Origin of the sequence: Actinosynnema sp. NPDC023658 (assembly GCF_040639995.1) — a bacterium.
GTDB lineage: Bacteria > Actinomycetota > Actinomycetes > Mycobacteriales > Pseudonocardiaceae > Actinosynnema.
The window spans coordinates 1-9,287 of sequence record NZ_JBFAAX010000221.1 but is presented as its reverse complement, the minus strand read 5'-3'; the positions used below and the strand labels follow the sequence as shown (position 1 = coordinate 9,287).

The 9,287-nt window shown below is 71.6% G+C and carries 8 protein-coding genes; 6 read left to right on the top strand and 2 right to left on the bottom strand.

All coding sequences use genetic code 11. From position 1 onward, the window contains the following. Positions 1 to 1,885 (bottom strand): alpha-L-fucosidase (locus tag AB0G02_RS21470; protein WP_360797133.1); only part of this gene is annotated, 1,885 nt, incomplete at its 3' end. A 655-nt stretch (positions 1,886 to 2,540) separates the two neighbouring features. On the opposite strand from AB0G02_RS21470, the gene AB0G02_RS21465 reads away from it, so the two are divergent. Beyond that, positions 2,541 to 2,942: a DeoR family transcriptional regulator gene (locus tag AB0G02_RS21465; RefSeq protein WP_360797131.1), complete on the top strand. Its 402-nt coding sequence runs from the start codon at positions 2,541 to 2,543 to the stop codon at positions 2,940 to 2,942. A gap of 80 nt (positions 2,943 to 3,022) precedes the next feature. Here AB0G02_RS21465 and AB0G02_RS21460 read toward each other — a convergent pair whose 3' ends face one another. Then, positions 3,023 to 3,721: a FadR/GntR family transcriptional regulator gene (locus AB0G02_RS21460; protein ID WP_360797129.1), complete on the bottom strand. Its 699-nt coding sequence runs from the start codon at positions 3,719 to 3,721 to the stop codon at positions 3,023 to 3,025. 302 nt (positions 3,722 to 4,023) lie between these two features. Here AB0G02_RS21460 and AB0G02_RS21455 point away from each other — a divergent pair, with 302 nt between their 5' ends. The 5 genes from AB0G02_RS21455 (at position 4,024) to AB0G02_RS21435 (ending at position 9,094) form a co-directional block, all read left to right on the top strand. Next, the gene (locus AB0G02_RS21455; protein WP_360797127.1) at positions 4,024 to 5,631 is read left to right on the top strand and encodes an enolase C-terminal domain-like protein; all 1,608 of its coding nucleotides are present in this window, start codon (positions 4,024 to 4,026) and stop codon (positions 5,629 to 5,631) included. Then, on the top strand, positions 5,538 to 6,485 hold the full coding sequence (locus AB0G02_RS21450) for an alcohol dehydrogenase catalytic domain-containing protein (protein WP_360797126.1): 948 nt from the start codon (positions 5,538 to 5,540) through the stop codon (positions 6,483 to 6,485). The genes AB0G02_RS21455 and AB0G02_RS21450 overlap by 94 nt, the downstream gene beginning before the upstream one ends. Next, the gene (locus tag AB0G02_RS21445) at positions 6,482 to 7,249 is read left to right on the top strand and encodes an SDR family oxidoreductase (protein ID WP_360797124.1); all 768 of its coding nucleotides are present in this window, start codon (positions 6,482 to 6,484) and stop codon (positions 7,247 to 7,249) included. The genes AB0G02_RS21450 and AB0G02_RS21445 overlap by 4 nt, the downstream gene beginning before the upstream one ends. Continuing rightward, positions 7,246 to 8,289 (top strand): sugar kinase, encoded by a 1,044-nt coding sequence (locus tag AB0G02_RS21440; RefSeq protein WP_360797122.1) that lies wholly within the window; start codon positions 7,246 to 7,248, stop codon positions 8,287 to 8,289. Before AB0G02_RS21445 ends, AB0G02_RS21440 begins: the two co-directional genes overlap by 4 nt. Before the next feature lie 148 nt (positions 8,290 to 8,437). After that, positions 8,438 to 9,094: a TOPRIM nucleotidyl transferase/hydrolase domain-containing protein gene (locus AB0G02_RS21435; RefSeq protein ID WP_360797120.1), complete on the top strand. Its 657-nt coding sequence runs from the start codon at positions 8,438 to 8,440 to the stop codon at positions 9,092 to 9,094. The last annotated feature ends 193 nt before the right edge of the window (positions 9,095 to 9,287 follow it).

Sequence of the window (9,287 nt, the reverse complement as noted above, 5' to 3'; positions counted from 1 at the left end):
GGTTGATGATCTGGTAGCGGCCGCCGCCTGTGGCGTTGAGTCGCCATTGCTGGTTGACCCCGCCGTTCCAGGGGGCCTGTCGGAGGTCCGCGCCGTTGGTGGTGTTGCCCCAGCTGTCGGCCACCATGCCGTTGGTGCGGTTGACGATGCGGTAGTACCCGGTGCCGAGGTCGACCAGTTGCCACTGGAGGTTGGTGCTGCCGTCGTAGGTCCACTGCTTGACGACCGAGCCGGAGGCGACATTGCCGCCGCTGTCCAGGGCCAGGCCGTTGGTCATGTTGGAGATCCGCGCCCAGCCGGTGGGCAGGACGCCGCCGCCGAGCGTCGGGATCTGGCCGGAGAAGGTCAGCTTGACGACGTAGGCGGGTGCGCTGAACGGCGCGCTGGAGGACGGCATGGAGATGTGCAGGCCGGAACCGTCCTGTGACCGGTTGGGCAGGTTCGTGTAGGAGCCGGCGGTCGAGCCGAGCAGTTGCACGGACGTCAAGGTGCCCAGGTCGATCCGCCCCGACGCCAGGGTGGTGATGTTCAGCGTGCTGCCGGGCCAGCCGAGCACGGTCGCGTACAGCACCGTGGTGGCCTTGTTGCGGGTGAACCGGATGTCGGTGTTGGTGCCGGCGCGAGGCGTGGTGAACGAACCGCCGCCCATCTTGGTGGGGCCCTCGCCGTAGACGCTCCAGGCGCGGGTGGCGTAGATGGACTCGCCGAAGCGCTTGAGGTAGTCGCCCATGCCGAGCAGGACGCTGCGCTGACCGCTGGGGATGGTGCCGTCGGCCATCGGGGCGATGTTGAGCACCATGTTGCCGTTCTTGCTGACCCGGTCGATCAGCGAGTGCAGCATCGCGGCCAGCGAGTAGTAGCCGATGCCGACCGTGTAGCACCAGCTGGAGCTGGAGATGCTGTCGTCGGTGAGCCAGTAGGGGTTCTGGATGTCGGCGGGGCCGCCGCGCTCGAAGTCGAAGACCTCGCCCCGGTTGTCGAAGCCGTCCTTGTAGGTGGCGACGACCTCCTTGTCCCAGGCGACGGCGCGGTTGTAGTAGTAGGACAGGAATTTCAGCCGTTGGGCCTCGTCGACGCGGGTGAGGTTGAAGTCCTGCCAGATGATGTCGGGCTGGTAGCCGTCGATGATCTCCTTGAGCTTGTCGTACCAGAGCTGGTTCTGCGCGGTCGAGCCGAGTTGGCCGTACAGCTTCTTCAAGGTGGTGCTGGACTGGGCGGGCGCGTTGTCGTAGAAGCCGGTGAAGTTGTAGGCGTGGTGCATGGCCAGCATCAGCTTCATGCCCTTGGACCGGATCGCGTCGGCGTGCAGGCGCACCAGGTCCAGCCGGGGACCGCGGGCGGCGGAGTTCCACTCGTTGACGCTGCTGTTCCACATGGAGTAGCCGTCGTGGTGCTCGGCCACCGGGCCCGCGTACTTCGCGCCCGCGTCGGCGAACAGCTGCGCCCACTCGTTCGGGTCGAAGTTGCCGCCCGCGGACTTGAGCTTCGGCGCGAACTGCACGAACGCGCCCGCCTTGTCCCGCGCCCCGTCGATGAAGTTGTGGTACGGCCAGGCCGATGGCTCGCCGTAGACGTCGCGGTGGTGGGTGTTGGCCCGCGAACCGCTGATGTACATGTTGCGCGGGTACCACTCGTTGTCGTACGCGGGCACGCTGAACACGCCCCAGTGGAAGTAGATCCCGAACTTGGCGTCCTGGAACCACTCCGCGGCGGGCGGGTGCTGGTCGACCGACGCCCAGGACGCCGAGTAGCTCGTCGGGCCGGGGATGGCGGCTCCGGCGGGTAGGTGGCGCAGCAGGTCGGTGCCACCGGCCAGGGCGGCGCTTGCTCCGCCGACGCCGACCACGGTGAGGAAGCGACGTCGGCTGTGGGGGGACGATGACATGGAGGCCCTCCAGGAGAGGTGCGGGATCCGCAACACGCGAGACATCAGACGTTAAACAGGGTGTGCGTATCGGGTCAATGCCTCTCGCCGCTCCGGCGGAGCGTGGCGAACATCTGCGCTGGACCTACTGCTTGGGCTGGCTCAGGTGGTTTTGCACGCTTCTGAAGCATTCTCAGGAGTTGTGCGACGAGGGATAGACATCTGACGAAACTGTGTTGTTCGGGTGCTCACCGGGGCCCGGTCGGTGCGGGCGCCGTCCGGCGGACGCCAACGGCTTGCGCTCGGCTGGACCACGAGTTAGTTTCAGAACGTATCAAAGTCTGCGGGCGGCGCTACGGAGACTGCGAGAGGGAAGTCTGACGTCTTCCGGGTGCGCGGCCAATTGAGACTGGCGTGTTGTGACCGGAAATCGTTCACTGCCACAACTCAGTCCGATGCGTGGAGTCCTTGGCCCCTTGTTGTCGAGCACGGGAGCGCCTGTCGGCTCCTGGGACCGTTCCCGGGGGAGCGGGGCTCCGGTGACGCGGATGGAGGAGGAACACCGGTGCGCGGTCGCCGCAGAGCAGCGGTCGTCGCCGCGCACGGCCAGGTAACCGCAGACCACTCGCCACTCCGCACACGGAAGCTCGTCACTCCGCACAGGGAGCCGAACACCATGAGGCACGCCAACGACGTCGGCCGCCGCAACCCCGCACCGGTCCGCCGCCAGCAGATCGTGAACGCGCTCGCTGAGCGCGGGTTCCTGACCATCCCCGAGATCCAGGCCGCCACCCGCGCCTCCGCCGCGACCATCCGCCGCGACCTGCTCGCGCTGTCAGGGCTGGGCCGGCTGATCCGCGTGCACGGCGGCGCGCTGGCCTGCCCGCCCCGACCGCACGTGCCGACCCAGCGCAACCGGTCGTGGGCGGCGGAGAACGGCTCGGGCCGGCAGGGCGAGGTGATCGGCCACGTGCTCACCGCCCTCGCCGCCGCGCGCCAGGGCGACCTCCAGGCGGCCGAGGCCTCGTTGTACCGGGCGTTGGAGACGTGCCGACGCCTCCGCCGCTCGCGCGACTGACCGGGCGCGGCCGAGGACGCCGGAGCGGAACGGGCCCGGTGTCCGCTCGACGCCGAGCCGGGCCCGGTGACGTGGTGCGGTCAGCCGGCGGGGTGCTCGGAGGACGTCAGCACCTCGCGCAGCCACGCCTCCGAGGTGTTGACGTGGACCATGGCGCTGGACTGCGCGAGCAGTTGGTCGCGTGCGCGCAGGGCGTTGTAGATGGCCTCGTGCTCGGCCAGGGTGATGTGGGCGGCGTTGCCCTCTATGAGGCCGCGCCAGACCCGTGCCCGGACGGTGCGGCTGGACAGGCCCTCCAGCAGCGAGGTGAGCGTCTCGTTGCCGGTCGCGGCGATGACCGTGCGGTGGAAGGCCGTGTCGTACTGGATGAGCAGCTCGGCGTCCTCGCTGGCGGCCCGCATGTCGTCCAGGATCTTGCCCAGGGTGTCGAGGTCGTCCTGCTGCATGCGGACGGCGGCCAGGCCGGTCGCCATCGGTTCCAGCAGGCGGCGGACCTCCATGACCTCCAGCAGGGTGTCGTCGCGCAGCAGCTCCACCGCCACGCCAAGCCCTTCCAGCAGCAGGCGTGGCGCGAGGCTGGTGACGTAGGTGCCGTCGCCGCGCCGCACGTCGAGCACGCGGGCGGACTCCAGCACCTTCACCGCTTCCCGCACACCGCTGCGGGACAACCCCATCTGGGCGGCCAGCTGCGGTTCCGGTGGCAGGCGCGTGCCGGGCGGCAGCTCACCGGACTGGATCATCGCCCGGATCTTCGCGATCGCCTCGTCGGTCAGTGCCACGGGTACCCCTCGCTGTGCTGGAGATCGAAACATCATACCTTCGGCCGTCGCCGCGCCCGATGCGCTTGGCCCACGTGTCCGGCCGGCACGAGTCCGGGAGAGACATCCTATCAATAAGGCGAACACTAGTCCGTTTGGCGTATTGATATCCGAGGGACTCTCCGGCAAAGATCAGATGTAAGCAACGACGTCGGATGTTTACGTGGCCGTCTCGACGTCTCGCGGTGTGTCCACCTGATCGTGCCGGTCGACGGAGGCCGCGCCCGTTCCGCGCGCTCGCCACCCGCCAGATGGAGGTTCCCATGACCACTGCCACCCCGGCGGACACGACCCCGGACCGCGCGGCCCCGAGCCGGGCGACGATCACCGCGGTGGAGGTCGTCGACATCCGCTTCCCGACCTCCGCGACCGCGGAGGGCTCGGACGCGATGAACCCGGACGGCGACTACTCGGCGGCGTACGTCATCGTCCGCACGACGGACGACGCCCTCACCGGCTACGGCCTCACGTTCACCATCGGGCGCGGCAACGACGTCTGCGTGACGTTGGCCGGTCAGCTCTCCCGGGCGTTGATCGGCCTCGACGTCGACGCGCTGGCCACCGGCCCGGGACTCGGCGCGCTCTACCGCGAACTGGTCAACGACTCGCAGCTGCGCTGGCTGGGTCCGGAGAAGGGCGCGGTCCACCTGGCGATCGCCGCCGTCCTCAACGCGGCGTGGGACCTGGCCGCGCGCCACCACGGCGTGCCGCTGTGGCGGCTGCTGGTCGAGATGCCGGTGGACGAGCTCATCGCGGCCTGCGACTTCCGCTACCTGGACAACGAGCTGACCGCCGACGACGCCCGCCGGATGCTGGAGGAGATGCGCTCCGGTCGTGCCGACCGCGTCGCGACGCTCGAAGCGCAGGGCTACCCGGCCTACACCACCTCACCGGGCTGGCTGGGGTACGACGACGGGAAGCTGCGGCAGCTGGTGCGGCAGGCGGTCGAGGACGGGTGGGGCCACGTCAAGCTCAAGGTGGGCGGTGCCCTGGAGGACGACGTGCGCAGGCTGCGCATCGCCCGCGAGGAACTGGGGCCCGACCGGACGCTGATGATCGACTCCAACCAGGTCTGGGAGGCGCGCGAGGCCGTCGAGTGGGTCTCGGCGCTCGCGGAGTTCCGTCCACTGTGGATCGAAGAGCCGACCAGCCCCGACGACCTCGTCGGCCACGCGCAGGTGCGGGCCGGCCTGGCGCCGCTGGGCATCGGCGTCGCCACGGGGGAGCACGTGCACAACCGGGTGATGTTCAAGCAGCTGCTCCAGCTGGAGGCCATCGACTTCTGCCAGATCGACAGCTGCCGGCTCGCCAGCGTCAACGAGATCGTGCCGGTGCTGCTGATGGCGGCCAAGCGCGGCATCCCGGTGTGCCCGCACGCGGGCGGCGTCGGCCTGTGCGAGTACGTGCAGCACCTGTCGATCTTCGACTACGTGGCCGTGTCCGGCACCCTCGACGGGCGCGTGGCCGAGTACGTGGACAACCTGCACGAGCACTTCCTCACGCCCGTGGTCGTCGACGGCGGCGCTTACCGCGTGCCGACCGAGCCGGGCTACAGCATCGAGATGCGCTCGGACTCGGTGCGCCGCTACACCTTCCCCGACGGCGAGTACTGGCGCGACGCGCGCGGACCACCCGCCGCCGGCGCGCGACCACGCCGCCGGCGGGCCCGACCGACCTCCCGAGGACCAGGAGCGCGCAGTTGTACCAAGCCACGTACACCCACCGGGGTTCCGTCACCCTCCAAGAGGCCGAGGCCGCCGAGCCGGGACCGGGCCAGGTGCGCATCGACGTCGCCTACACCGGTGTCTGCGGCACCGACCTGCACATCTTCCACGGCCACATGGACAACCGCGTGGCGGCGCCGCAGGTGATCGGGCACGAGATGTCCGGTGTCGTCGCCGCCGTGGGGCCGGAGGTCTCCGGCTGGGCCGCCGGTGACCCGGTGACCGTCATGCCGCTGGACTGGTGCGGCGACTGCCCCGCCTGCACCACCGGGCACAGCCACATCTGCCACCGCCTGTCGTTCATCGGCATCGACGCGCCCGGCTCGATGCGGCAGTCGTGGGTGGTCGACGCCCGCACCCTGGTCGCCGTGCCCGAGGCCGTGTCGTTGCGGGACGCGGCGCTGGTGGAGCCGACGGCCGTGGCGGTGCACGACGTTCGGCGGGCCGAGGTCGCGGCGGGGGAGCGGGTGCTGGTCGTCGGCGGTGGACCGGTCGGCCTGCTCATCGCGGTCGTCGCGCGCCACGCCGGGGCGGAGGTCCTGGTCGCGGAGGTGGACCGCGGGCGGCGCGAACTGGCGCAGCGCCTCGGTTTGCGGGTGGTCGACCCGGTGGGCGAGGACCTGGCCGCCGTCGTGGAGAGCTGGACGGAGGGCGCCGGCGTGCCCGTGGCGTTCGAGGTGTCCGGCGCCCAGGCGGGCGTGGAGAGCGCGGTGGCGGCCCTCGGCGTGCGGGGCAGGCTGTGCCTGGTCGCCATCCACCCGACGCCCCGCGAGGTGAACCTGCACCGGTTCTTCTGGCGCGAGCTGACGCTGGTCGGCGCGCGGCTGTACGAGCGCCCGGACTTCGAGCGGGCGGTGGCGCTGATCGCGGACGGCACGATCCCGACCGCCGACCTCGTCACCCGGGTCGAGCCGCTCGCGCGTGCCCAGGAGGCGTTCGAGGCGCTGGAGAACGGCGCCGGCGAGATGAAGATCCTCATCGACTGCGGAGCACGGGGATGACCGACGTGGACAACCTGTTCGACCTGAGCGGCCGGGTGGCCGTGGTCACCGGAGCCCGGCGCGGGATCGGGCTGGCGATCGCGGAGGCGCTCGCCTCGGCGGGCGCGGACATCATCGCCGTCAGCGCGGGGCTGGAGCCCTCGGGCAGCGAGGTCGAGAAGCGCGTGCGCGCGCTGGGCCGCTCGTTCCAGGGGCACCGGGTGGACTTCGCGGACCGGGCCGCAGTCGCCGCGTTCGCCACCGAGCTGGCCGGCACGCCGGTGGACGTGCTGGTCAACAACGCCGGCACGATCCGCCGCGCACCCGCCGCCGAGCACAGCGACGAGGACTTCGACCACGTGCTCACCGTCGACCTGTCCAGCCAGTTCGTGCTCAGCCGCGAGATCGGCCGGGGGATGCTCGAACGCGGCCGCGGGAAGATCATCTTCACCGCGTCGCTGCTCAGCTACCAGGGCGGCATCACCGTGCCGGGGTACGCGGCGGCCAAGTCCGGCATCGCGGGCCTCACCCGCGCGCTGGCCAACGAGTGGGCCGGCCGGGGCGTGAACGTCAACGCCATCGTTCCCGGCTACATCGCCACCGACAACACGCAGGCGCTGCGCGACGACCCGACGCGCGGCCCGGCGATCCTGGAGCGCATCCCCGCCGGCCGGTGGGGGCGTCCCGAGGACTTCGCCGGTGTCGCGGTGTTCCTCGCCTCCGCCGCCTCGGACTACGTGCACGGCGCCCTGGTGCCGGTCGACGGCGGCTGGTTGGGCAGGTGAACGCGGTCACCGACCTCGGGGCGCGTCCCGAGGAGGACTGCCGCTACGACGTGGTGGCCCTCGGTGAGGTGATGCTCCGCCTGGATCCCGGCGAGGAGCGGATCCGCTCGGCCCGCTCGTTCCGGGTGTGGGAGGGCGGCGGCGAGTACAACGTGGCGCGCGGGTTGCGGCGCACGTTCGGCCACCGGGCCGCCGTCGTCACCGCCCTGGTGGACAACCCGATCGGGCACCTCGTGGAAGACCTGGTCCTGCAAGGGGGAGTCGACACCGGGCTGATCCGGTGGGCGCGCGACGACGGCGTCGGGCGGGCCGCGCGCAACGGCCTCAACGTGGTCGAACGCGGGTTCGGCGTGCGGGGCGCGTTGGGCTGCTCGGACCGCGGGCACACCGCCGTGTCCCAGTTGCGGCCCGGGGAGGTGGACTGGGACGGGTTGTTCGGCGGGGCCGGCGTCCGCTGGTTCCACACCGGCGGCGTCTTCGCGGCGCTGTCCGACTCCACCGCCGAAGTCGCCGCCGAAGCCCTGCGGGCGGCGCGGCGGCACGGCGTGGTGACCTCGTTCGACCTGAACTACCGGGAGAGCCTGTGGCGCGACCGCGGTGGGCTGGACCGGGCCCAGCGGCTCAACCGGGAGTTGAGCCGGCACGTCGACGTGCTGATCGGCCTGCCCTGGGACCAGCCGGTCCACGACGCGCTCGACCAGGCCGCCGACGCCGGGGTCCGGGTGGTCGCGGTGACCGAGCGGCAGGTGCGGTCGGCGGGCAGCAACGACTGGGGCGCCTTCGCCTGGTCGCCGGACACCGGTGTGGTGCGCGGGACCGACATGACCGCCGTGGACGTGCTGGACCGGGTCGGCGTGGGTGACGCCTTCGTCTCCGGGTTGGTGCACGGCCTGCTCACCGGCGAGCCCCTGCGGACGGCGGTGGACTACGGGCTGGCGCACGGCGCACTGGCGATGAGCACGCCCGGCGACAGCGTCACCGCGACGCTCGCGGAGGTCCGCGCACTGGCCTCCGGCGCGGGAGCTGCCGTGAGGCGGTGACCGGTCGGTCTCGGTGCGGTCCTCGCGGCCACCGCCGTGGAGCTGGTGAGATCACCTCGGCCCCGCCTAGAGTGGCGGACTTGACCTGATCACGCGGCCGCCAGGGGTGTACGCGAGTCCCCGCCGCACAACCGACCGGGAAGCGGACATGGACGTCGGCAGCCGCCGGGAGCTGGCCCGCAGGACGCTCCAGGGCTACGCGAACGGCCATGCCGCGCCGGTCCGGGCGACGGCCACGGCGATGGCGAAGGTCGGCACCGCCGCGACCGCGGTGCTCGTCGAGGGCATCAGCGACCAGATCGCCCTGGAGACGGCGGCGTCGGGTCGTGGCCGGGACCTCGACGCGGAGCGGGTGGTGGTCGTGCCGATCGGCGGCGCCCACGCGATCAACCGCTCCCTGGCCGAGCTGGGCACCGGCGTGCGGCTCGCCGGTCTGTGCGACCTGCACGAGGAGGACATCTTCCGGAAGGCGCTGACCGTGGCGGGGCTCGGCTCACCGACCACGCGCGTCGACATGGAGCGCCTCGGGTTCTTCGTCTGCGACGAGGACTTGGAGGACGAGCTGATCCGCGCGGTGGGCCCCGCGGGGGTGGAGGCGCTGTTCGACTCGCAGGGCGACCTCGGGCCGTTCCGCTCGTTCCAGGGCCAGCCCGCTTGGCGCGGCAGGGAACCCGTCGCGCAGCTGCGGCGGTTCCTGGGCAGCGGGTCGCGCCGGAAGTTGCGCTACGCGCGGCTGCTGGTGGAGGTGGCGGTGGCCCGGGACGCCCTGCCCCGACCGCTCGAAGCGCTGCTCGCCACCGTCTGACCCCGTCCGACCGGGAGCGGTGACCCGTCGACCGGCAACCGCGGCTCGCGGTCGGGCGTCGGGCGTCGGGCGTCGGGGGAGGATGGCGTCGTGACCGACATCGTCCTGTTCCACTCCGTGCTGGGCCTGCGCCCCGTCGAGCTGGCCGCCGCCGACCGCCTCCGGGTCGCCGGGCACGACGTGAGCACCCCTG